Here is a 23,092-nt window from a genome sequence, read left to right as displayed (position 1 = left end):
CTTCGTCACTGTCCCTGGCGGGTCAGCGACGCCGTGACTTCCGGTCGTCCTTCTCGTGACCCTTGAACGTCCGGGTCGGCGCGAACTCGCCGAGCTTGTGCCCGACCATCGAGTCCGTGACGAACACCGGCACGTGCTTGCGGCCGTCGTGCACCGCAATCGTGTGGCCGATCATGTCCGGCACGATCATCGATCGGCGGGACCAGGTCTTGATGACGTTCTTGGTGCCCTTCTCGTTCTGCACCTCCACCTTCTTGGCCAGGTGGTGGTCGACGAACGGGCCCTTCTTGAGGCTGCGTGGCATTTGGCCGGCTCCCTATCAGCGCTTCTTGCCGGCCTTGCGGCGCCGGACGATCATGCGGTCGCTTTCCTTGCGGGTGCGGGTCCGGCCTTCCGGCTGACCCCACGGGGACACCGGGTGGCGACCACCCGAGGTCTTACCCTCACCACCACCGTGCGGGTGGTCGACCGGGTTCATCGCGACACCGCGGACGGTCGGGCGCTTGCCCTTCCAGCGCATCCGGCCCGCCTTGCCCCAGTTGATGTTCGACTGCTCGCCGTTGCCGACCTCACCGAGGGTGGCGCGGCAGCGCACGTCGACCATCCGGACCTCGCCGGACGGCATCCGCAGGGTGGCCATCCGGCCTTCCTTCGCGACCAGCTGGATGCTGGAACCGGCGGAGCGGGCCATCTTGGCGCCGCCACCGGGCCGCAGCTCGACCGCGTGGATCGTCGAACCGACCGGGATGTTGCGCAGCGGCAGGTTGTTGCCCACCTTGATGTCGGCGGCCGGGCCGTTCTCGACGATCGTGCCCTGCTGCAGGTTGGACGGGGCGAGGATGTAGCGCTTCTCGCCGTCCACGTAGTGCAGCAACGCGATCCGCGCGGTGCGGTTCGGGTCGTACTCGATGTGCGCGACCTTGGCCGGCACGCCGTCCTTGTCGTAGCGCTTGAAGTCGATCAGCCGGTACGCCCGCTTGTGACCGCCACCGTGGTGCCGGGTGGTGATCTTGCCGGAGCTGTTCCGGCCGCCCTTCTTCGGCAGCGGACGCAGCAGCGACTTCTCGGGGGTCGAACGGGTGAGCTCGACGAAGTCGGCCACGCTCGAGCCACGGCGGCCCGGCGTCGTCGGCTTGTACTTGCGGATTCCCATTACGACTGGCCTCCGAAGATATCGATGCGGTCGTCGCCCTTGAGGGTCACGATCGCCCGCTTGGTGTCCGGGCGCTTACCGAAGCCGGACCGGGTCCGGCGCCGCTTGCCCTTGCGGTTCAGGGTGTTGACGTCGCTGACCTTGACCTTGAACACCTTCTCGACCGCGAGCTTGATCTCGGTCTTGTTGGCGTCCGGCGCGACCTCGAACGTGTACTTCTGCTCGTCCAGCAGGCCGTAGCTCTTCTCGCTCACGACCGGCCGGAGCAGCACGTCGCGGGGATCCTTGTTGACTCCGTGGCTCATGCTTCTACCTCCTCGGCCTCAGTCGACGTGGCGACGGCCTTGACGGACTTGCCCTTGGGCGCGCCGGCGACGAACGAGTCGAGCGCGCTCTTGGTGAACACGACCGCGTCGCTGCACAGCACGTCGTACGCGTTCAGCTGGTCGGCCGCGATCAGGTGCACGTGCTGCACGTTGCGCAGGCTCAGCCAGGTCAGCTCGTCGGCGCGGTCGACCACGACCAGCGCCTTGCCCGGGTCGGTGACCTCGGCGAGCACCTTCAGCGCCGACTTGGTGGAGGGCTTGTCGCCGTCCACGAAGCTCTCGACGACGAACACGCGGCCGTCACGGGCCCGGTCCGACAGCGAGCCGCGGAGCGCGGCGGCGATCATCTTCTTCGGCGTCCGCTGGCTGTAGTCCCGCGGCACCGGGCCGTGGACGACGCCACCGCCGGTGAACTGCGGCGCGCGAGTCGAACCCTGGCGGGCGCGACCGGTGCCCTTCTGGCGGTACGGCTTGGCGCCACCGCCGGACACCTCGCCCCGGGTCTTCGCCTTGTGCGTGCCCTGGCGGGCCGCGGCCAGCTGGGCCACCACGACCTGGTGGATCAGCGGCACGTTGACCTGGACGTCGAACAGCTCGGCCGGAAGCTCGGCGGAGCCCTTCTTGCTGACCTTGTCGCCCTTCACGACGACGACGTCGACGGTGCTCACTTGGCAGCTCCCTTCGCGGCGTTGCGGATCAGCACCAGGCCGCCCTTGGGGCCGGGTACGGCGCCCTTGAGCAGGATCAGGCCGCGCTCGGTGTCGATCGCGTGCACGCTGACGTTCTGGGTGGTGACCTGCTCGTGGCCCATCCGGCCCGCCATCCGGAGGCCCTTGAAGACCCGACCCGGGGTGGCGCAGCCGCCGATGGAACCCGGCGAGCGGTGCTTCTTGTGCACACCGTGGGTGGCGCGCAGGCCGTGGAAGCCGTGCCGCTTCATCACACCGGCGAAGCCCTTGCCCTTGCTGGTGGCGGAGACGTCGACACGCTCACCGGCCGCGAAGGCCTCGGCGTTGATCTCCTGGCCCAGCGTGTACTCGCTGGCGTCGGCGGTGCGCAGCTCCAGCAGGTGGCGCCGCGGCGTCACGCCGGCCTTGTCGAAGTGACCGCGCATCGGCTTGGTCACCTTGCGGGGGTCGATGTCGCCGAAAGCGATCTGGACGCCGTCGTAGCCGTCACGGTCCGACGTACGGACGCCGGTGACGACACACGGGCCCGCCTGGACGACGGTGACGGGGACGACTCGGTTGTTCTCGTCCCAGGTCTGGGTCATGCCGAGCTTGGTGCCCAGCAGACCGCGCGTGTTCTTCACGTTGCTCATAGGTCTTTCCGCGTCCCTCAGAGCTTGATCTCGATGTCGACACCGGCCGGCAGGTCGAGACGCATCAGCGAGTCGACGGTCTTCGGCGTGGGGTCGATGATGTCGATGAGCCGCTTGTGGGTGCGCATCTCGAAGTGCTCGCGGCTGTCCTTGTACTTGTGCGGCGAGCGGATGACGCAGAACACGTTCTTTTCCGTCGGCAACGGCACCGGGCCAGCAACCTTCGCACCAGTACGCGTCACCGTGTCGACAATCTTGCGTGCCGAGCTGTCGATGACCTCGTGGTCGTAGGCCTTCAGCCGGATGCGGATCTTCTGTCCCGCCATCGCTTCGCTTCGTCCTTCTCTATCGTCTTCCGTTGCGTTGCTCCGACCCCCGCGGTCGGGTGTGTCGCGTGCGCGGAGCGCGCGTGACTCACCGCTTCGTCGACCCTGGTTGGGAATCGGGGCCCGGTCTCGGACCGGAACCTCGGCATGGTCTCCGGTCCGGCGCACCAGCCAGATCAAGAAGATCTGGGACGCGCCCCGGCGGCCTCGCCTGAGCAACCTGAATATTGTGCCAGAGATCGGCGCCGGAACGCCAATCGAGTGGCTTCACGCCTGATCCGGTACCACCTGAGCGCCGGATCGGGCGCAAAGCAGAGGTCCGCGGGGGCTCAGTTTCGAGCCCTCGCGGACCTCATGAGATCACTTGATGATCTTGGTGACCCGGCCGGCGCCGACGGTGCGGCCACCTTCACGGATCGCGAACTTCAGACCGTCCTCCATGGCGATCGGCTGGATCAGCTCGACCGTCATGTCGGTGTTGTCGCCCGGCATGACCATCTCGGTGCCCTCGGGCAGCGTGACGACACCGGTGACATCGGTGGTGCGGAAGTAGAACTGCGGGCGGTAGTTCTGGAAGAACGGCGTGTGACGGCCGCCCTCCTCCTTCGACAGGATGTAGACCGACGCCTCGAAGTTCGTGTGCGGGGTCGTGGTGCCCGGCTTGATCACGACCATGCCGCGCTCCACCTCCTCGCGCTTGGTGCCACGAAGCAGCAGACCGACGTTCTCACCGGCCTGGCCCTCGTCGAGGAGCTTGCGGAACATCTCGATACCGGTGACCGTGGTGGTCTGCTTGGTCTCGTGGATGCCGACGATGTCGACGGTCTCGTTGACCTTGATCACACCGCGCTCGATCCGGCCGGTGACGACCGTACCGCGACCCGTGATGGTGAAGACGTCCTCCACCGGCATCAGGAACGGCTTGTCGATCTCGCGCTCCGGCTGCGGGATGTAGGAGTCGACCGCGTTCATCAGCTCGAGGATCGACTCGCCCCACTTGGCGTCGCCGGTCAGGGCCGGGTGCGCCGCAACGCGGACGATCGGGGCGTTGTCGCCGTCGAACTCCTGCTCCGAGAGCAGCTCGCGGACCTCGAGCTCGACGAGCTCCAGGATCTCCTCGTCGTCGACCATGTCGCACTTGTTCAGGGCGACGACCATCGCCGGCACGCCGACCTGACGGGCAAGCAGCACGTGCTCACGCGTCTGCGGCATCGGGCCGTCGGTGGCGGCGACGACCAGGATCGCGCCGTCCATCTGAGCCGCACCGGTGATCATGTTCTTGATGTAGTCCGCGTGACCCGGGCAGTCGACGTGGGCGTAGTGCCGGGCCTCGGTCTGGTACTCGACGTGCGCGATCGAGATGGTGATACCGCGCTGGCGCTCTTCCGGCGCCTTGTCGATCTGATCGAAGGCCGAAGCCTCGTTCAGGTCCGGGTACTTGTCGTGCAGCACCTTGGTGATCGCCGCGGTAAGAGTGGTCTTACCGTGGTCGATGTGACCGATGGTGCCGATGTTGACGTGCGGCTTAGTCCGCTCGAACTTCGCCTTCGCCACTGGGGCCCTCCTAGATAAATGTTGACTACGCCGTACGCCGACGCGCTTTGGGTGTGGTGGCCAGGAACGAGTGTGTTACTCGCCCCGGGCCTTCTTGATGATCTCTTCCGCCACGTTCTTCGGAACCTCGGCGTAGGAATCGAACTGCATCGAGTAGGACGCGCGGCCCTGGGTCTTCGACCGCAGGTCACCGACATACCCGAACATCTCCGACAGCGGCACCAGGGCCTTGACGACCCGGCTGCCACCGGGGCCTTCGTCCATCGACTGGATCTGGCCACGGCGTGAGTTGAGGTCGCCGATCACTTCACCCATGTAGTCCTCAGGGGTGGTGACCTCGACCGCGAACATCGGCTCCAGGATGACCGGATCCGCCCGCCGGGCGGCGTCCTTGAAGGCCATCGAACCGGCGATCTTGAAGGCGAGCTCGGACGAGTCGACGTCGTGGTACGCGCCGTCCTGCAGCGTCACCTTGACGTCCACCATCGGGTAGCCGGCCAGTACGCCGAACTCCATCGCCTCCTGGGCGCCCTCGTCCACCGACGGGATGTACTCCCGGGGGATGCGGCCACCGGTGACGGCGTTGACGAACTCGTAGCCACCCTCGCCGCCGGCCTCGACCGACGTCGGCTCGATGTCGATGATCACACGCGCGAACTGACCCGAACCACCGGTCTGCTTCTTGTGCGTGTAGTCGATCTTCTCGACCTTCTTCTTGATGGTCTCGCGGTAGGCGACCTGCGGCTTGCCGACGTTCGCCTCGACGCGGAACTCGCGCTTCATCCGGTCGACCAGCACCTCGAGGTGCAGCTCGCCCATCCCGGCGATGATCGTCTGGCCGGTGTCCTCGTCGGTCCGGACCTGGAAGGTCGGGTCCTCCTCGGCGAGCCGCTGGATCGCGACGCCCAGCTTCTCCTGGTCGGCCTTCGACTTCGGCTCGATGGCGACCGAGATCACCGGGGCCGGGAACTGCATCGACTCGAGCACGACGGGCTTGGCCGCGTCGCACAGGGTCTCACCGGTGGTGGTGTCCTTCAGGCCCATCACCGCGACGATGTGGCCGGCGCCGATCGACGCGATCTCCTCACGCTTGTTCGCGTGCATCCGGTAGATCTTGCCGATCCGCTCCTTGCGGCCCTTCGTCGGGTTCAGCACCTGGGTGCCGGTCTCGAGCTTGCCCGAGTACACCCGGATGAAGGTCAGCTTGCCCAGGTGCGGGTCCGCCGCGATCTTGAACGCCAGCGCCGAGAACGGCTCGTCGTCGGACGGCTTGCGCAGCACGACCTGCTCGGAGTCCTTGACGTCGTGGCCCTCGATGGCCGGGACGTCGATCGGGCTCGGCAGGTACGCGTTGATCGCGTCGAGCAGCGGCTGGACGCCCTTGTTCTTGAACGCCGTGCCGGTCAGCACCGGGGTGAGCTTGCTGGCCAGGGTCGCGCGACGGATGCCCGCCACGAGCTGCTCCTGGGTCGGCTCCTCGCCCTCGAGGTACTGCTCCATGATCTCGTCGTCGGCCTCGGCCAGCGTCTCGATCAGCTTGTCGCGCCACTCGGCGGCGATCTCGGTGTGCGACGCCGGGATCTCCTCGACGGTGTAGTCCTCACCCATCGTGGTCTCGCCGCGCCAGGTCAGCGCGCGCATCCCGATCAGGTCGACGACGCCGATGAAGTCGGCCTCGGACCCGATCGGCAGCTGCAGCACCAGCGGCACCGCGGCGAGCCGGTCGACGATCATGTCGACGCAGCGCATGAACTCGGCACCGGTCCGGTCCAGCTTGTTCACGAAGCAGATCCGGGGCACGCCGTACCGGTCGGCCTGACGCCAGACGGTCTCGGACTGCGGCTCGACGCCGGCCACACCGTCGAACACCGCGACCGCGCCGTCCAGCACGCGCAGCGAACGCTCCACCTCGACGGTGAAGTCGACGTGGCCGGGGGTGTCGATGATGTTGATGGTGTGGTCTTTCCAGGTGCAGGTCGTCGCGGCCGACGTGATCGTGATGCCGCGCTCCTGCTCCTGCTCCATCCAGTCCATCGTGGCGGCGCCGTCGTGGACCTCACCGATCTTGTAGGTAATACCGGTGTAGAAGAGGATCCGCTCGGTCGTCGTCGTCTTGCCGGCGTCGATGTGGGCCATGATCCCGATGTTGCGGACCTTGGCCAGGTCGGTGGTGATTTGTACGGCCACCTCGGTGGTCTGCCTCTCGATTCTGTACTGCGTCAAAGGGTGAGTGCTGGGGTCCGGATCGGACCCCGGATCACCAGCGGTAGTGGGCGAAAGCCTTGTTGGCTTCGGCCATCTTGTGCGTGTCCTCGCGGCGCTTCACGGACGCTCCGAGACCGTTGGACGCATCCAGGATCTCGTTCATCAGCCGCTCGGACATGGTCTTCTCGCGACGGGCGCGGGAGTACGTGGTCAGCCAGCGCAGCGCCAGGGTGGTGGAACGACCGGGCTTGACCTCGATCGGCACCTGGTAGGTGGCACCACCGACGCGGCGGCTCTTGACCTCGATGCTCGGCTTCACGTTGTCCAGCGCACGCTTCAGCGTGATCACCGGGTCGGTGCCGGTCTTGGTCCGGGTGCCCTCGAGCGCGTCGTAGACGATCCGCTGAGCGATCTGCTTCTTGCCGTCGACCAGGATCTTCGAGATCAACTGGGTGACGAGCGGCGAACTGTAGACCGGGTCGATGATGACCGGGCGCTTCGGGGCGGGGCCCTTGCGCGGCATTAGCTCTTCTCCTTCTTCGCGCCGTAGAGGCTGCGAGCCTGCTTCCGGTTCTTCACACCCTGGGTGTCGAGCGAACCGCGGATGATCTTGTACCGGACACCCGGCAGGTCCTTCACACGACCGCCACGGACGAGCACGATCGAGTGCTCCTGGAGGTTGTGGCCGACGCCGGGGATGTACGCGGTGACCTCGATGCCGCTGGTCAGGCGGACACGTGCAACCTTACGAAGGGCCGAGTTCGGCTTCTTCGGCGTGGTCGTGTAGACGCGCGTGCACACACCACGACGCTGAGGGGAACCCTTCAGGGCCGGCGTCTTGTTCTTGGACACCTTGTCCTGGCGGCCCTTGCGGACCAGCTGCTGAATGGTGGGCACCGCGTAGCTCTTTCTGTCGTCCGGCTGGGTTTGTTGCTGTTACCTGACCCCCGCGGTCGGGTGTGTCGCGTGCGCACGAGCAGACCGAAGCCGTAATCTTCCAGACTGTCGGCAGGAGTCCCGTGCCACGCGGCCCGACCCGTTGGACGAGGGGCACGCATGACGGCCCAGGAAAGACCCCGGGCACGATCGTTAAGACTAGCGGGTGCCTCAAGTACGGTCAAAATGAGTAACCGACCGCGGCTGAGGACCATCCGCTCATCAAGTGTACAGGGGCGCTGGAACAGCTCGCGGCAAGCGCTTCCAGCGGCCCTGTCGCGGCGTTGTCAGACCCGGAACTCGACGTCGGTGATGAGGCCGTCGACGACCCGGTAGAGGGCCAGCCGGGCGGTGGATCCGTCGTCCTCGTAGCAGTTCACGTGTTCGACCACCCACTCCCCCAGCATGATCTTCTGGACCACCTCGGTCTTGCAGCGGCCGGCGTCGAAGCGCGGCCGGTAGTACTCGCGGAGGAACCGGCGGCCCTTCAGCTCGGAGCCGTCGGCCAGCCGGATCCGGGCGGTCGGCGAGTACATCGCGAGGAACGCCTCGAGGTCGTGGGCGGCGTACGCCGCGTGCTCGCGGCCGATCGCCCGCGCCGCCGGGGTGTCCGTGGGGGCCGTGGTGACCGCGGCGACGAGGTCCACGAGCGGCGTCTGCGCGACCGCTGCGGGCTCGGGAGCGGCCGCTGCCTTCGGTGCCTGCTGTACGGCGGGTTCAGCAGGCGCCGGCGCCTCCTTGACGGCGACGCTCGCCTTGGCCGCGGCCGGGGTCCGGCGGCGGGGTGTGGCGGCCTTCTTACGGGCCGGCGGTGGTGGGACGAGGAGCTTGCCGTCGTCCCCGGGCTGCTCGCCGAGGTGGGCGATCGCCCAGTCGAGAGCCTTGGTCACGGCGGCGCGTGATTCTTCGGTGTGGTCGAGCATGTCGAACCCGTGGTGCCCTTTCGGTACGTCGATGATGTCCAGCGCGGCGCCACCCGCGGAGACGAACTCCGCTACCGGACCGGCGAGCTCCTCACGCTCGAGTCCAGCTCGTGTCAGCAGTACCGGCAGGTCCTTGTGTTTGCCGATGACTTCAGCAGCAGTTACCAGATCGTCGACACCGGGCGGGGTGGCGAGCAACGGGTAGGTCAGGGATACGAAGCGCAGCCAGTCGGGGCGGCTGTCCAGCCACTCCCCGGCCAGCAGGCCGGCGCCCGAGAAGAACCACAGGCCGACCCGATCGGGGTCGACGCGTGGATCGGAGCGCAGTACGGCGACCGCGGCCTCCACCTCGTCCGCGGCCTCGACCAGGCGGTCGAGTCCGTGGATCAGGCTGTGGTCGACGACTGCGGCCACCAGGCCTCGCCTGGCGGCAGCGGTCGCGTAGCCCTTGTAGACCGGCCAGTCCCGAGGCATCACCTCGAGGCCGTCCGGCCCTGGTCCCCCGTGCACGAAAAGAATTGCGCCGCCTCGGGCGGTACCGGGCGGGCGGTACAGGTCGATCTCCCCCAGGCGATCGACGCGTACGTCGGAACCTTCCAGAACCCCCAGGACGAAAGGCCGCAGGTAGGCCGGCAGATCCGTCATGCACCAATCTTGGCGCATCCCGGTCACACTTTCAGCCGCCACCCCGAGTGTCTTTTCCGGCACCCGCCGTACCGGCTGGTACAAGCCGCGAGGGCGGCACCTCCCGGGATGGGAAGTGCCGCCCTCGGCGGGGTGATTTCGGCTCAGTTCTGGTACGAACCGAGGTCGAAGTCGTCGAGCGGGACCGACTGACCGCTGGACGGGCCGAAGTCGTAGTCGTACGACTCGTAGCCGACCATCGAGTACATCGCGGCCTTCGCCTCCTCGGTGGGCTCCACCCGGATGTTGCGGTAACGGTCCATGCCGGTACCCGCCGGGATCAGCTTTCCGATGATGACGTTCTCCTTCAGACCGACCAGGGAGTCGGACTTGCCGTGGATCGCGGCCTCGGTCAGGACCCGGGTCGTCTCCTGGAAAGAGGCGGCCGACAGCCACGACTCGGTGGCCAGCGAGGCCTTGGTGATACCCATCAGCACCGGACGACCGGAGGCCGGCGTACCGCCCTCTGCCACGACGCGGCGGTTCTCCGCCTCGAACATGATCCGGTCCGCGAGCTCGCCCGGCAGCAGGTTCGCCTCGCCCGACTCGATCACCGTGACCCGGCGCAGCATCTGCCGGACGATGATCTCGATGTGCTTGTCGTGGATGGCCACACCCTGCGACCGGTACACCTCCTGGACCTCGTCCACCAGGTGCTCCTGCGCCTTGCGGACACCCAGGATCCGCAGAACCTCCTGCGGGTCCGGCGTACCCTGCGTCAGCTGCTGGCCGACCTCGACGTGCTGACCCTCTTCGATCAGCAGGCGGCCACGCTTCGACACCGGGTAGGCGACCTCCTCGGAACCGTCGTCCGGGGTGAGCACCAGCTTCCGGGTCTTGTCGGTGTCCTCGATCGAGATCCGGCCGGCGGCCTCCGAGATCGGCGCCTTGCCCTTGGGCTGGCGGGCCTCGAAGAGCTCGACCACACGCGGCAGACCGTGGGTGATGTCATCACCCGCGACACCACCGGTGTGGAAGGTCCGCATCGTCAGCTGCGTGCCCGGCTCACCGATGGACTGGGCCGCGATGATGCCGACCGCCTCGCCGATGTCGACCGGCTTGCCGGTCGCCAGCGAACGCCCGTAACACTTCGCGCAGGTACCGGTCTTGGCGTCACAAGTGAGCACCGACCGGACCTTGACCTCCTCGATCCCGGCCGCGACCAGCTTCGCGATCGACACGTCGCCCAGGTCGGAGCCGCCGGCCAGGACGAGCTTGCCGTCCGGGTCGAAGGCGTCGGTGGCCAGGGTCCGCGCGTACGCGCTGGTCTCCACGTTCTCGGCGTGCACGACCTTGCCGGACGGGTCCTTCTCGCCGATCTTCTTCGGCAGGCCCCGCTCGGTGCCGCAGTCCTCCTCGCGGATGATCACGTCCTGCGAGACGTCCACCAGACGACGGGTCAGGTACCCCGAGTCGGCGGTCCGCAGCGCGGTGTCGGCAAGACCCTTCCGGGCACCGTGGGTGGCGATGAAGTACTCGACCACCGACAGGCCCTCACGGAAGTTGGACTTGATCGGCCGGGCGATGATCTCGCCCTTCGGGTTGGCCACCAGACCACGCATACCGGAGATCTGCCGGATCTGCATCATGTTGCCTCGGGCACCGGAGTGCACCATCATCCAGATCGGGTTGTCCTTGGCGAAGTTCTCCTCCATCGCCTTGCCGACCTCGGCGTTGGCGCCGGTCCAGATCTCGATCAGCTCCTGACGCCGCTCGGACGAGGTGATCAGACCGCGCTCGAACTGCTTCTGGACCTTCTCGGCCTGGGACTCGTACCGGGCCATGATCTCGGGCTTGCTCGGCGGCGTGCTGAAGTCGTCGATCGACACCGTGACACCGGACCGGGTGGACCAGTAGTAGCCCAGGTCCTTCAGCGCGTCCAGCGCGTGCGCGACCTCGACCTTGGTGTACCGCTCGGCCAGGTCGTTGACGATCCCGCCGAGCTGCTTCTTGCCCACCTCGGTGTCGACGAACGGGTAGTCCGCCGGCAGCGCCTCGTTGAACAGCGCCCGGCCCAGCGTGGTCTCCAGGCTGAAGCCCTCGGCCAGCTCGACCGCGTCCGCCGGAGCGGCCGAACCGCTGAGCCGGAGCGTGATCTTCGCCTGCAGCGACAGCTCGCCGTGGTCGAAGGCCATGATCGCCTCGGCCACCGAGCCGAACGCCCGGCCCTCGCCCTTCACGCCGTCCTTCAGCATGGTCAGGAAGTAGATGCCGATGATCATGTCCTGCGTCGGCATCGTGACCGGACGGCCGTCGGCCGGCTTCAGGATGTTGTTCGTCGACAGCATCAGGATCCGGGCCTCGGCCTGCGCCTCGGCCGACAGCGGCAGGTGCACCGCCATCTGGTCGCCGTCGAAGTCCGCGTTGAACGCGGAGCAGACGAGCGGGTGGATCTGGATCGCCTTGCCCTCGATCAGCTGCGGCTCGAACGCCTGGATGCCGAGCCGGTGCAGGGTTGGTGCACGGTTCAGCAGGACCGGGTGCTCGGTGATGACCTCTTCCAGCACGTCCCAAACCTGGGCGCGCTGACGCTCGACCATCCGCTTGGCGGACTTGATGTTCTGCGCGTGGTTGAGGTCGACCAGTCGCTTCATCACGAACGGCTTGAACAGCTCCAGCGCCATCGCCTTCGGCAGACCGCACTGGTGCAGCTTCAGTTGCGGGCCGACCACGATGACCGAACGGCCGGAGTAGTCGACGCGCTTGCCCAGCAGGTTCTGACGGAAACGACCCTGCTTGCCCTTGAGCATGTCGGACAGCGACTTCAGCGGCCGGTTGCCCGGGCCGGTGACCGGACGGCCGCGGCGGCCGTTGTCGAACAGCGCGTCGACGGCCTCCTGCAGCATCCGCTTCTCGTTGTTGACGATGATCTCCGGCGCGCCCAGGTCGAGCAGCCGCTTGAGCCGGTTGTTCCGGTTGATCACCCGGCGGTACAGGTCGTTCAGGTCCGAGGTGGCGAACCGGCCACCGTCGAGCTGGACCATCGGGCGCAGATCCGGCGGGATGACCGGGACGCAGTCCAGGACCATGCCCATCGGGCTGTTGTTGGTGGCCAGGAACGCGGTGACGACCTTGAGCCGCTTCAGGGCGCGGGTCTTGCGCTGGCCCTTACCGGTCTTGATCGTCTCGCGCAGGTTGTCCGCCTCGGCCTTCAGGTCGAAGGTCTCCAGCCGGCGCTGGATCGCGGCGGCACCCATGGCGCCCTCGAAGTACTTGCCGAACCGCTCCTTCATGGCGCGGTAGAGGATCTCGTCGCCCTCCAGGTCCTGGACCTTCAGGTTCTTGAACCGGGTCCAGACCTCGTCGAGGCGGTCGATCTCGCGCTGCGCACGGTCGCGCAGCTGCTTGACCTCACGCTCGGCGCCTTCCTTCACCTTACGGCGGACGTCGGCCTTGGCGCCCTCGGCCTCGAGCTGCGCCAGGTCCTCCTCGAGCTTCTTCATCCGCGTCTCGATGTCGTTGTCACGACGGTTCTCGAGCTGCTTGCGCTCGACGTCGACACGGCCCTCGAGCGACGACAGGTCGCGGTGCCGCGCCTCGTCGTCGACGTCGGTGATCATGTACGCCGCGAAGTAGATGACCTTCTCCAGGTCCTTCGGGGCGAGGTCGAGCAGGTAGCCGAGCCGCGACGGGACACCCTTGAAGTACCAGATGTGGGTGACCGGCGCGGCCAGCTCGATGTGGCCCATCCGCTCGCGGCGCACCTTGGAGCGGGTGACCTCGACGCCACACCGCTCGCAGATGATGCCCTTGAAGCGAACGCGCTTGTACTTACCGCAGTAGCACTCCCAGTCCCGGGTGGGACCGAAGATCTTCTCGCAGAACAGACCGTCACGCTCGGGCTTGAGGGTCCGGTAGTTGATCGTCTCCGGCTTCTTGACCTCGCCGTGAGACCACTGGCGGATCTCGTCCGCGGTGGCCAGGCCGATCCGAAGCTCGTCGAAGAAGTTCACGTCGAGCACGATGTGTTATCTCCCGTTGCTAAAAGTGGTCTGAGTGGGTTGGTTGTTGATGTCAAGCGGCAACCCGCTCAGACCTCCTCGACACTGTTCGGCTCGCGCCGGGACAGGTCGATGCCCAGTTCCTCCGCCGCCCGGAAGACGTCCTCCTCGCTGTCGCGCATCTCGACCCGGCTTCCGTCGGACGAGAGCACCTCGACATTGAGGCAGAGGGACTGCATTTCCTTGACCAGAACCTTGAACGACTCCGGGATACCCGGCTCCGGGATGTTCTCGCCCTTGACGATCGCCTCGTACACCTTGACCCGCCCGACGACGTCGTCGGACTTGATGGTCAGCAGTTCCTGCAACGCGAAGGCGGCACCGTAGGCCTCCAGGGCCCACACCTCCATCTCGCCGAACCGCTGGCCACCGAACTGGGCCTTACCGCCCAGCGGCTGCTGGGTGATCATCGAGTACGGACCGGTCGAACGGGCGTGGATCTTGTCGTCGACCAGGTGGTGCAGCTTCAGCATGTACATGTAGCCGACGCCGATCGGGTCCGGGAACGGCTCACCCGAACGACCGTCGAACAGCCGCGCCTTGCCCTGCCCGTTGACCATCCGGACGCCGTCGCGGTTCGGCAGCGTCGAGGACAGCAGGCCGGTGACCTCTTCCTCGGTGGCGCCGTCGAAGACCGGGGTGGCGACGTTCGTCATCGGCTCGGCCGAGCCGGCGCCGAGCTTGATCAGCCGCTGCGCCCACTCCTCCTCGTTCTCCGGGTCGACCTCCCAGCCGCGGGAGGCGATCCAGCCGAGGTGCGTCTCCAGCACCTGGCCGACGTTCATCCGGCCGGGCACGCCCAGCGGGTTCAGGATCACGTCGACATGGGTGCCGTCCTCGAGGAACGGCATGTCCTCGACCGGCAGGATCTTCGAGATGACGCCCTTGTTGCCGTGCCGGCCGGCCAGCTTGTCGCCGACCGAGATCTTCCGCTTCTGGGCGACGTACACCCGGACCAGCTGGTTGACGCCCGGCGGCAGCTCGTCGCCGTTGTCGCGGTCGAAGACGCGGACACCGATGACGGTGCCCTCCTCGCCGTGCGGCACCTTCAGCGACGTGTCGCGGACCTCGCGCGCCTTCTCACCGAAGATCGCGCGCAGCAGCCGCTCCTCCGGGGTCAGCTCGGTCTCGCCCTTCGGGGTGACCTTGCCGACCAGGATGTCACCGGTGGTGACCTCGGCGCCGATCCGGATGATGCCGCGCTCGTCCAGGTCGGACAGCATCTCGTCGGAGACGTTCGGGATGTCCCGGGTGATCTCCTCCGGGCCCAGCTTGGTGTCGCGGGCGTCGACCTCGTGCTCCTCGATGTGGATCGAGGTCAGCAGGTCCTGCTGCACGACGCGCTGGCTGAGGATGATCGCGTCCTCGTAGTTGTAGCCCTCCCACGTCATGAACGCGACCAGCATGTTCCGGCCGAGGGCCATCTCGCCCTCGTCGGTGCACGGACCGTCGGCCAGCGGCGTCCCGATCTCGACCCGCTGCCCGGCGTCCACCAGCGGGCGCTGGTTGATGCAGGTGCCCTGGTTCGAGCGGCGGAACTTCGCCATCCGGTAGGTCTGGTACGTGCCGTCGTCGGCCGCGATCTCGATCAGGTCGGCCGAGACCTCCTTGACCACACCGGGCTTGTCGGACACGACCACGTCGCCGGCGTCGACCGCACCGCGGAACTCCATGCCGGTACCGACCAGCGGGGCGTCCGAGGTGATCAGCGGCACCGCCTGGCGCTGCATGTTCGAACCCATCAGCGCGCGGTTCGCGTCGTCGTGCTCGAGGAACGGGATCAGCGCGGTCGCCACCGACACCATCTGGCGCGGCGAGACGTCCATGTAGTCGACGTCGTCGACCGGGACGAGCTCGACCTCACCGTGACGGCGGCGGACCAGCACGCGCTCCTCGGCGAACCGGTTGTCGTCGGTCAGCGCGGCGTTCGCCTGCGCGATGACGAACCGGTCCTCCTCGTCGGCGGTCAGGTAGTCCACCTGGTCGGTGACGGCACCGTCGGCGACCTTGCGGTACGGCGTCTCGACGAAGCCGAACGCGTTCACCCGGCCGTACGACGCGAGCGAGCCGATCAGGCCGATGTTCGGGCCTTCCGGGGTCTCGATCGGGCACATCCGGCCATAGTGCGACGGGTGTACGTCGCGGACCTCGAAGCCGGCCCGCTCACGGCTCAGACCACCCGGGCCGAGCGCGTTCAGCCGGCGCTTGTGGGTGAGACCCGCGACCGGGTTGGTCTGGTCCATGAACTGCGACAGCTGCGAGGTGCCGAAGAACTCCTTCAGCGCCGCGACCACCGGGCGGATGTTGATCAGGGTCTGCGGCGTGATCGCCTCGACGTCCTGGGTCGTCATCCGCTCCCGGACCACGCGCTCCATCCGGGCCAGGCCGGTGCGCAGCTGGTTCTGGATCAGCTCGCCGACGGTGCGCAGCCGGCGGTTGCCGAAGTGGTCGATGTCGTCCTCTTCGACCACGATCTCGCCGCGCGGGGCCGGCAGCTCGGTCTTGCCCTCGTGCAGCGCGACCAGGTACTTGATCGTGGCGACGATGTCGTCGACGGTCAGCACCGCCTGGTCGTGCGCCTCGTCCCGGCCGAGCTTCTTGTTGATCTTGTAGCGGCCGACCTTGGCCAGGTCGTAGCGCTTGCCGTTGAAGTAGTAGTTCTCCAGCAGCGCCTGCGCGGCCTCGCGGGTCGGCGGCTCACCCGGACGCAGCTTGCGGTAGATGTCCAGCAGCGCGTCGTCCTGCCCGGAGGTGTGGTCCTTCTCCAGGGTGAGGCGGATCGACTCGTAGTCGCCGAACTCCTCGAGGATCTGCGCGTCGGTCCAGCCGAGCGCCTTCAGCAGCACGGTGACGTTCTGCTTGCGCTTCCGGTCGAGGCGGACGCCGACCATGTCGCGCTTGTCCACCTCGAACTCCAGCCACGCGCCGCGCGACGGGATGATCTTGGCGGTGAAGATGTCCTTGTCGGACGTCTTGTCCGGGGTGCGCTCGAAGTACACACCGGGCGAGCGGACGAGCTGGGAAACGACGACACGCTCGGTGCCGTTGATCACGAACGTGCCCTTGCGGGTCATCAGCGGGAAGTCGCCCATGAACACGGTCTGGCTCTTGATCTCGCCGGTCTCGTTGTTCATGAACTCGGCGGTGACGAACAGCGGAGCGGAGTACGTGACGTCCCGTTCCTTGCACTCGTCGACCGTGTTCTTCGGCGGCTCGAAGCGGTGGTCGCGGAACGACAGCGACATGGTGCCGCTGAAGTCCTCGATCGGGGAGATCTCCTCGAAAATCTCTTCCAGGCCGCTGGGGCCGGACAGGTCCGACCGCCCCTCGGCCTCGGCGGCGGCCACTCGGGCCTGCCACGTTTCGTTACCGACCAGCCAGTCGAAACTGTCCACCTGCAGCGCAAGCAGATCCGGAACCTGGAGCGGTTCGGAGATCTTCGCGAAGGAGATGCGGCGGGGGCCGGTGACGTTGGAAATGCTGTCGGACTGGGGGTTGCGCGAGGCGACCAAGGGGCGTCCTTCCACGGGCTCGCAAAAAATCACTTCGGTGCTGGGAGCGCACGCCAAGCCGCCCCAGTCAAGTCACGACTCGAACGAGGGCGAGGGAAAAGGCAGCGCAAAGCAATAGGTTACATGCTCCAGGCAAGCCTGTCCAATGGGGTCCAACAGTTTGCCGTCGGACCACCCTCTCCGTCAAGGACCGACCCGGGGTCTCCAGCCGGTAGATCACCTGCGAGCCACCCGGCGTCCTCTTGGTGCGGAGTTAGGTAGAGGTTACAGTCCGGCGATCTCCTGGACCAGCCATCGGTCCCCGTTTCGGACCATCGTGAACCGGGTCCGGTTCAGGTCCACGCGGGGACTACCCTTCGTGATCGTGCTGGTCGTCGTCTGGTTCACGAAGATGATCAGCGTGACCCGGTCGGCGTCCCCGTCGCGGACCGCGACCTCGCGGACGTCGGCCTTCACCGTGGCCTTGGTCTTGGTGGCGAGCTCGCCGGCGACCTTCGCGGTCTCGTCGAACTTCGCGGCGAAGTCGGGCGTCATCGTCGCCCGCGCGGCGGCAAAACTCTGGTCCAGGTGCTGGTAGTCGTAGCTGAGCGCGGTCTCGGCCGCCTTCCGGCCGGCCGCGGCAGCCTGGTCCCGGGCGTCCTCGGCCTGCTGCCCGTGCCAGGCCTTGATGCCGAGCACGGCGGCAACCGCCAGGGTCAGTACGACGACCACGCCGAGGGCTGCGGTCAGGACGTTTCCCAAACCACGCGGACGGTCACTCTCCGTAGATACCTTGGGAGTGACAGGCTCCGGAACTGCTTCTTCTTCAGGCTCTCCTGTGACCGGGGTCACATCATCTTGTCCGTCGTTCTGGACCTCAGGCTGAACCGTGTCCGGCTTCGCGGGGCGGCGTTGGCCGGCGATCCGGGGCCGGTTGCGCGGCGTCGGCATCAGCCCACCACCTGCAGGTCGGCGGTCAGCCAGCGGTCCTTCTCCTTGACCATGTCCAGCTTGATCCGGTAGCGGCGTTCGGTCCCGGTGGTCGAGGCGGTGTTCGTCACCACCGCGTTCACGATCACCAGCACCTGCGCGGAGTCCTTGTCGCTGGACACCACCCCCGCCTCCTTCACGTCCCCCTTCGAGGTCGCCTTGTTCGACACGACGTCGGTCTTCACCGCGTCGATCCCGGCCTGGAACTCCTGCTTGAACTGCCCGGTGGAGTCGTCGATGACGCGCTTCGAGTCCGCGTCCCAGGTCTGGTAGTTGTACGTCGTGAAGTCCAGCGCGAGCTGCCGCGCCGCCTTCATCGCGCCGGTCCGCTGCGCGTCGGCGGCGCGCTGCTTGCTCAGCGCCACCACCGACAGGGTCACCCCGACGAGTGCCACGATCAGCAGCACGCTCAGCGCCCAGGCCAGCAGCAGCCGGCCGTTCCTTGCGATCACTTGCCGGTCACCGGTCCGAGGATGAGTGCCTTCCAGGAGTCCTTGCCGAGCAGCTCCTGCTGTCCACCGGTCGAGCCGAGTACGACGTCCGGCATCCCGCCGGTACCGCCCGCCTGACCGGTCGCCGGGTCGTAGCCGACGCCGTACCCGGTCCGGTTCAGGTACCGCGAGGACGGGGCCGGCTTGTTCTGCGAGCCGCGGACGTTGATCCCGGTCGACGGGTTCGCCTTACAGGCGGCCTTGGTGTTCGCCGGTGTGTTCGTGACGAGCTGCGGGACCCGCTTGTCGGTGCCGCCGTACCCGGTCGTGCAGGCGTGCGGGCTGAGTCCGACGACCAGGCCGAAGTGCGCGTCGTAGTGCCCGGTGCCCGGGTCCTTGGCCGGTACGACGTACCCGCCCATCGCCACCGCCGGGTACACCACCATCAGCTGCTCGACGGCATCCAGCCGGACCGCGGTCAGTTCGCTCACCGTCAGCAGGTTACCGAGCAGCACCGCGACGTCCGCACTGTTGTCCCGGATCAGCCCGGTGATCTGGGTGGAGGCGAGCGAGCCCTGGTCGATCACGGTCCGCAGATTGGTGTCCGAGCTGACCAGGGTGTCGGACAGCAGCGCGAGGTTCTTCGCCCAGGTCTTGATCGCGTCACCGCTGGCGACCTGGGTGGCCAGCACCGTGTCGCCGTCGTTGATCAACTTGATGGTCTGCAGCACGTTCGCGTCCGCGTCGTCGATCAGCTTGCCGGAGCTGTCGATGATCTTCTGCAGGTCGGTGCCCTTGCCCTTCAGCGCGGCACCGAGCTCCCGCACTGTGGTCTTCAGGCTCTCCTTGTCGACCGAGTTCACCAGCTGGTCGAGGTTCAGCAGCAGCTCGGTGGTGTCGATCGGGATCGCGGTGTCCTGGCGGGCGATCTTCGAGTTGTCCTGCAGGTACGGCGCTCCGTCGCGGCGCGGCTGCAGGTCGACGTACTGCTCGCCGATCGCGGACCGGTCCGCGACCACCGCGAGCAGGTCGTTCGGGATCTTGAACTTCTTGTCGATCTCGAGGTTCACGTCGACGCCGTCGGGCAGCAGCTTGAGGTCGCCGACCCGCCCGACCGGCTGGCCGCGGTACGTCACCTCGGCGCCGGAGAAGATCCCGCCGGACTCGGCGAAGCTCGCGCTGACCGTGTAGTTCTTGTTCACCACCAGCTGGTCGACCTGCGCGTACCGGGCGCCGACGAACGCGACGCCGACGACGGTGATCAGCAGGAACACCATCAACTGGATCCGGACCGCTCTGGTGATCATGAGACCGCTCCCGGCATCAGGGCCCGGGCCAGGTCGGGATCGAACCCGGACCGCTTGAGCTGTGGCGTGCAGATCGGCTGCCCGAGCAGCGTGATGCAGGTCGTCGCCGTGCCGGTCGGCACCGGCAGGTTCGGGCCGGTCGGGGCCGCGCTGGTCGGCAGGTGGATCGGGAGGCTGATCCGGCCGGTCGGGATGATGCCCGTCGGGCCGATCGTCGGGATCTGGATCCCGATCAGGTTCTTCAGCGCCTTCTGGGTGTCCACGTCCACGGTGATGCCGAGGTTCGTGAAGTCGCCCTTCGCGGCGTTCGCGGCCTGGTCGGGGAACGGGTACGTGAACAGCAGCTCCAGCGACTTCGGCAGGTTCGCGCCCGCCTCGGCCAGCTTGGTCAGGATCGGGAACAGCGACTTGAGGTTCGCCACCAGGTCCTGCTGCGCGGAGGTGATCACCCGGGTCGCCGTGTTCCCGAGCGTGGCCAGCGCCTGCAGCGTCTTCACCAGGGCGGCGCGCTGCTGATCCAGGACCTTGATCGAGTTCGGCAGCGAGTCGATCGCGGTCGCGAGCGTCGCCTTCTGCGCGTTGAGCTTCTTGGCCAGCGCGTCCACCGACTTGATCGCGGTGATGATCCGATTCTTGTTCTGGTCCAGGGTCCCGACGAAGATGTTCAGCTGCGTCAGCACGCTGCGGATGGCCGGCTCGTTCCCGGTCAGGGCCTTGTTCAGCTCCTGGGTGATGATCTGCAGCTGCGCCACGCCGCCGCCGTTCAGCAGCAGCGACAGCGCCGAGAGGACTTCCTCGACCTCGACGTTGCTGGTCGTCCGGGACAGCGGGATCAGCTCGCCGTTCTCGAGCTTGCCGTGCGGCTGCTCGGATCCGGTCGGCCGGGACAGCGACACGAACTTCTCACCGAGCAGGCTGGTCTGCCGGATCGTGGCGTGCGTGTTGTCCGGCAGGTCGAGGCTCTTCGGCAGCTTGATCCGGACCTTCGCGACGTACCCGTCCAGCCAGACCTTCTCGACCGTGCCGACCGTGACGTCGTCGACCTTCACCGTCGACTTCGGGACCAGGTCCAGGACGTCCGCGAACTCGACGGTGACCGTGTATGACGGCCCCTTGATCTTCGCGCCGCCCGGCAGCGGCAGCGAGTACACCGAGAAGTCGCAGCCGGTGAGCAGCATCGCGAGCGCGGCGATCCCGGCCACGACGGACGTCCGGCGTGTCATTTGACCAGCCCCCCGAGGGTCGGGTCGACCGGGTCCGGGCGGTTCAGCGGGGCCTGCGGCGCGGGCGCCCACGGCGTACCGGCCGGGCCGCCGCTGGCCGGGGCACCGCCGGCCAGCCCGGTGATCTTCGTGAGCTTGTTGAGCGCGTCCAGCACCGGCTTCAGCGCCGAGCAGGACGACATCCCCTGCCCCGCCTGGATCAGGATCGAGCAGATGAACGTCGCCGGGTCGTCGAGCTGGCCGGGGTTGATGCGCTGGTCCAGCGTGCCGAACTGCGGGTTGTAGATCCGGGCCAGGTTGCCGAGGCCGAGCGGCGCGGTGTCCAGCACCTCGGCGATCGCGGCCTTCTCCTTCACCAGGATCTGCGACAGCTGGGTCGCGCTGGAGACCGTCGTCTTCACCAGGCCGCGGTTCTCCTTCACGAACGACGCGACCTCGCCGAGCGCGGTCGCCAGCAGCGCCAGCGCCGTCCCCAGATCCTTGCGCTCACCGGCCAGCGTGGTCGTGGTCTGCGCGAAGTTCGTGTTGAACTGCTTCACGAGCGCGTCGTTCGCCGCCAGCGCCGACACGAACGTCTGCAGCTGCCGGATCGTGTTGAACAGCGCCGACGAGTTCCCCGACAGCGTGCTGGTCAGCTTCGACACGTCTGTGATGGTCTGGTTGATCTTCGCGCCCTGGCCGTTCAGGTTCTTCGCCGAGACGTCCAGCAGCCGGGCCAGCGCGCCCTGGTCGTTCGCGCCCTTCGGGCCGAGCGCCACCGACAGGTCGTTCAGGCTCTGGTAGATCTGGTCCAGCTCCAGCGGTACGGCGGTCCGGTCGAGCGGGATCTCGGCGCCGTCGGCCATCTCGGCGCCCTTGGAGTACGCCGGTGTGAGCTGCAGGTACCGGTCCGCGACGATCGACGGCGACGCGATCACCGCCTTCGCGGACGCGGGCACCTTGTTCTTCGCGTCCCACCAGAACTTCACCCGGACCGAGCGGCCGGCCGGCGTGATGCTCTCCACCTCGCCGACCTTGATGCCGAGGATCCGGACGTCGGAGCCCGGGTAGATCGAGACCGCGCGCGGGAAGTACGCCGTCGCGGTCACCCGCTTCGGCTTCGGCCAGAGCGTGATCGCGCTGACCGCGATGATCACCAGGACCACCGCCACCGCGATCAGCCGGGACAGCCCGTTCACCCGCATCAGCCGCCACCTCCCAGGATCGGGGGCAGCCCGGTGGGCAGCACCTTCGGCAACGGGATCTCCGGCACCGGCGCGAGGTTCTGCAGGTACGTGTCGAACCACGGCCCGGTACCGAGCGTGTTCGTGAAGACCCGGACGAACGGCGCGAGGCCCTTCAGGCTGGCGTCCAGCGAGTTCTGGTTCTGCAGCAGCACCGCGAGTACCGCGTTCACCTTCTGCAGGGTCGGCGCCAGGTCCTTGCGGTTCTCCCGGACCAGCGCGGTGATCTGCGCGGACAGCGCCTGGGTCGAGACCAGCAGCTGGTGGATCAGCGCCCGCCGGGCCTGCACCGCCTGGAAGACCTTGTTGCCGTCCTTCATCAGCTTGATCAGCTGCTGGTTGCGGTCGGCAAGGACCTTGGTGACCACGTTCGAGTGCTGCAGCAGCAGCTTCAGCTGGGCGTCGCGCTTGGCCACGTTCTCGGACAGCCTGGACAGGCCGGTCAGCGAGGCCTGCACCTCTTCGGGCGTGTTCTGGAACGTCGCCGACAGCGTGTCCAGGGCCTTGGCCAGCTGCGCGGTGTTGATCCGGTCGGTGGTGTTCGCGAGGTCGGTGAACGCGTCGACCACGTCGTACGCCGAGACCGTCCGGTCCAGCGGGATCTCCGAGCCGGGCTTCAGCTGCCCCGCGCCGGACGGGTCGAGCTTCAGGTACTTCTGGCCGAGCAGCGTCTTGATCTTCATCTCGGCGCTGGTGTGGTCGCCGAGCTTGACGCCCTTGTCGACGACGAAGTCGACCCGCACGTGGGTGCCCTCGAGGACGACGTCGCGGACCTTGCCGACCCGGACACCGGCCACCCGGATCTCGTCGTTCGCCTTCAGCCCGCCGGCCTCGGAGAACTGCGCGGAGTACTTCGTGCCGCCGCCGATCAGCGGCAGGTCCTGGGCCTTGAACGCGGCCAGCATGATCAGCCCGATCACAGTCAGCCCGATCACGCCGATCGTCACCTGGTTCTGTTCCCGGAAGGGCTTCACAGAGTGACCCCCCTCGGCTGTTGG

The 23,092-nt window shown here is 67.3% G+C and carries 19 protein-coding genes; all 19 read right to left on the bottom strand.

Annotated elements, in window-relative coordinates; genetic code table 11:
• Positions 1-22: 22 nt before the first annotated feature.
• The 19 genes from rpsS to ACXJJ3_RS27920 all read right to left on the bottom strand — a co-directional run bounded on the left by rpsS (position 23) and on the right by ACXJJ3_RS27920 (position 23,068).
• On the bottom strand, positions 23-304 hold the full coding sequence (gene rpsS / locus ACXJJ3_RS28010) for a 30S ribosomal protein S19 (protein WP_130384641.1): 282 nt from the start codon (positions 302-304) through the stop codon (positions 23-25).
• Positions 305-319: 15 nt separating this feature from the next.
• Positions 320-1,153, bottom strand: coding sequence for a 50S ribosomal protein L2 (rplB, locus tag ACXJJ3_RS28005; protein ID WP_344191653.1), 834 nt, complete (start codon positions 1,151-1,153; stop codon positions 320-322).
• Complete coding sequence (gene rplW, locus ACXJJ3_RS28000; RefSeq protein ID WP_130384643.1) at positions 1,153-1,458, bottom strand: 50S ribosomal protein L23; 306 nt, start codon at positions 1,456-1,458, stop codon at positions 1,153-1,155. Before rplW ends, rplB begins: the two co-directional genes overlap by 1 nt.
• Positions 1,455-2,147 (bottom strand): 50S ribosomal protein L4, encoded by a 693-nt coding sequence (rplD, locus tag ACXJJ3_RS27995; RefSeq protein ID WP_458164828.1) that lies wholly within the window; start codon positions 2,145-2,147, stop codon positions 1,455-1,457. Before rplD ends, rplW begins: the two co-directional genes overlap by 4 nt.
• Positions 2,144-2,800: a 50S ribosomal protein L3 gene (gene rplC, locus ACXJJ3_RS27990; protein WP_458164827.1), complete on the bottom strand. Its 657-nt coding sequence runs from the start codon at positions 2,798-2,800 to the stop codon at positions 2,144-2,146. Before rplC ends, rplD begins: the two co-directional genes overlap by 4 nt.
• 17 nt (positions 2,801-2,817) lie before the next feature.
• Entirely contained in the window at positions 2,818-3,126 is a 309-nt protein-coding gene (rpsJ, locus tag ACXJJ3_RS27985; RefSeq protein ID WP_012923688.1) for a 30S ribosomal protein S10, read from the bottom strand.
• 360 nt (positions 3,127-3,486) lie between these two features.
• Positions 3,487-4,680, bottom strand: coding sequence for an elongation factor Tu (tuf, locus tag ACXJJ3_RS27980; RefSeq protein ID WP_458164826.1), 1,194 nt, complete (start codon positions 4,678-4,680; stop codon positions 3,487-3,489).
• A 75-nt stretch (positions 4,681-4,755) separates the two neighbouring features.
• On the bottom strand, positions 4,756-6,867 hold the full coding sequence (fusA, locus tag ACXJJ3_RS27975; RefSeq protein WP_458171959.1) for an elongation factor G: 2,112 nt from the start codon (positions 6,865-6,867) through the stop codon (positions 4,756-4,758).
• A 70-nt stretch (positions 6,868-6,937) separates the two neighbouring features.
• Positions 6,938-7,408 (bottom strand): 30S ribosomal protein S7, encoded by a 471-nt coding sequence (gene rpsG, locus ACXJJ3_RS27970; protein ID WP_141854827.1) that lies wholly within the window; start codon positions 7,406-7,408, stop codon positions 6,938-6,940.
• On the bottom strand, positions 7,408-7,782 hold the full coding sequence (gene rpsL / locus ACXJJ3_RS27965) for a 30S ribosomal protein S12 (protein ID WP_141854829.1): 375 nt from the start codon (positions 7,780-7,782) through the stop codon (positions 7,408-7,410). The genes rpsG and rpsL overlap by 1 nt, the downstream gene beginning before the upstream one ends.
• A gap of 326 nt (positions 7,783-8,108) precedes the next feature.
• On the bottom strand, positions 8,109-9,389 hold the full coding sequence (locus tag ACXJJ3_RS27960) for a nuclear transport factor 2 family protein (RefSeq protein ID WP_458164825.1): 1,281 nt from the start codon (positions 9,387-9,389) through the stop codon (positions 8,109-8,111).
• A 143-nt stretch (positions 9,390-9,532) separates the two neighbouring features.
• The gene (locus ACXJJ3_RS27955; RefSeq protein ID WP_458164824.1) at positions 9,533-13,390 is read right to left on the bottom strand and encodes a DNA-directed RNA polymerase subunit beta'; all 3,858 of its coding nucleotides are present in this window, start codon (positions 13,388-13,390) and stop codon (positions 9,533-9,535) included.
• A gap of 68 nt (positions 13,391-13,458) precedes the next feature.
• Positions 13,459-16,941, bottom strand: coding sequence for a DNA-directed RNA polymerase subunit beta (gene rpoB / locus ACXJJ3_RS27950; protein WP_458164823.1), 3,483 nt, complete (start codon positions 16,939-16,941; stop codon positions 13,459-13,461).
• 264 nt (positions 16,942-17,205) lie between these two features.
• A complete protein-coding gene (locus tag ACXJJ3_RS27945; protein ID WP_458164822.1) occupies positions 17,206-17,682 on the bottom strand; it encodes a hypothetical protein in 477 nt (158 codons plus the stop codon).
• A 188-nt stretch (positions 17,683-17,870) separates the two neighbouring features.
• Entirely contained in the window at positions 17,871-18,362 is a 492-nt protein-coding gene (locus ACXJJ3_RS27940) for a hypothetical protein (RefSeq protein ID WP_458164821.1), read from the bottom strand.
• The gene (locus ACXJJ3_RS27935) at positions 18,359-19,648 is read right to left on the bottom strand and encodes an MCE family protein (RefSeq protein WP_458164820.1); all 1,290 of its coding nucleotides are present in this window, start codon (positions 19,646-19,648) and stop codon (positions 18,359-18,361) included. Before ACXJJ3_RS27935 ends, ACXJJ3_RS27940 begins: the two co-directional genes overlap by 4 nt.
• The gene (locus ACXJJ3_RS27930) at positions 19,645-20,871 is read right to left on the bottom strand and encodes an MCE family protein (RefSeq protein ID WP_458164819.1); all 1,227 of its coding nucleotides are present in this window, start codon (positions 20,869-20,871) and stop codon (positions 19,645-19,647) included. Before ACXJJ3_RS27930 ends, ACXJJ3_RS27935 begins: the two co-directional genes overlap by 4 nt.
• Positions 20,868-22,055, bottom strand: a complete 1,188-nt coding sequence (locus tag ACXJJ3_RS27925) for an MCE family protein (protein WP_458164818.1) — start codon at positions 22,053-22,055, stop codon at positions 20,868-20,870. The genes ACXJJ3_RS27930 and ACXJJ3_RS27925 overlap by 4 nt, the downstream gene beginning before the upstream one ends.
• A complete protein-coding gene (locus tag ACXJJ3_RS27920) occupies positions 22,055-23,068 on the bottom strand; it encodes an MCE family protein (RefSeq protein ID WP_458164817.1) in 1,014 nt (337 codons plus the stop codon). Before ACXJJ3_RS27920 ends, ACXJJ3_RS27925 begins: the two co-directional genes overlap by 1 nt.
• Between the last annotated feature and the right edge of the window lie 24 nt (positions 23,069-23,092).

It is taken from the genome of Kribbella sp. WER1 (assembly GCF_054189145.1).
This window is presented reverse-complemented; position numbering and strand designations above follow the sequence as displayed.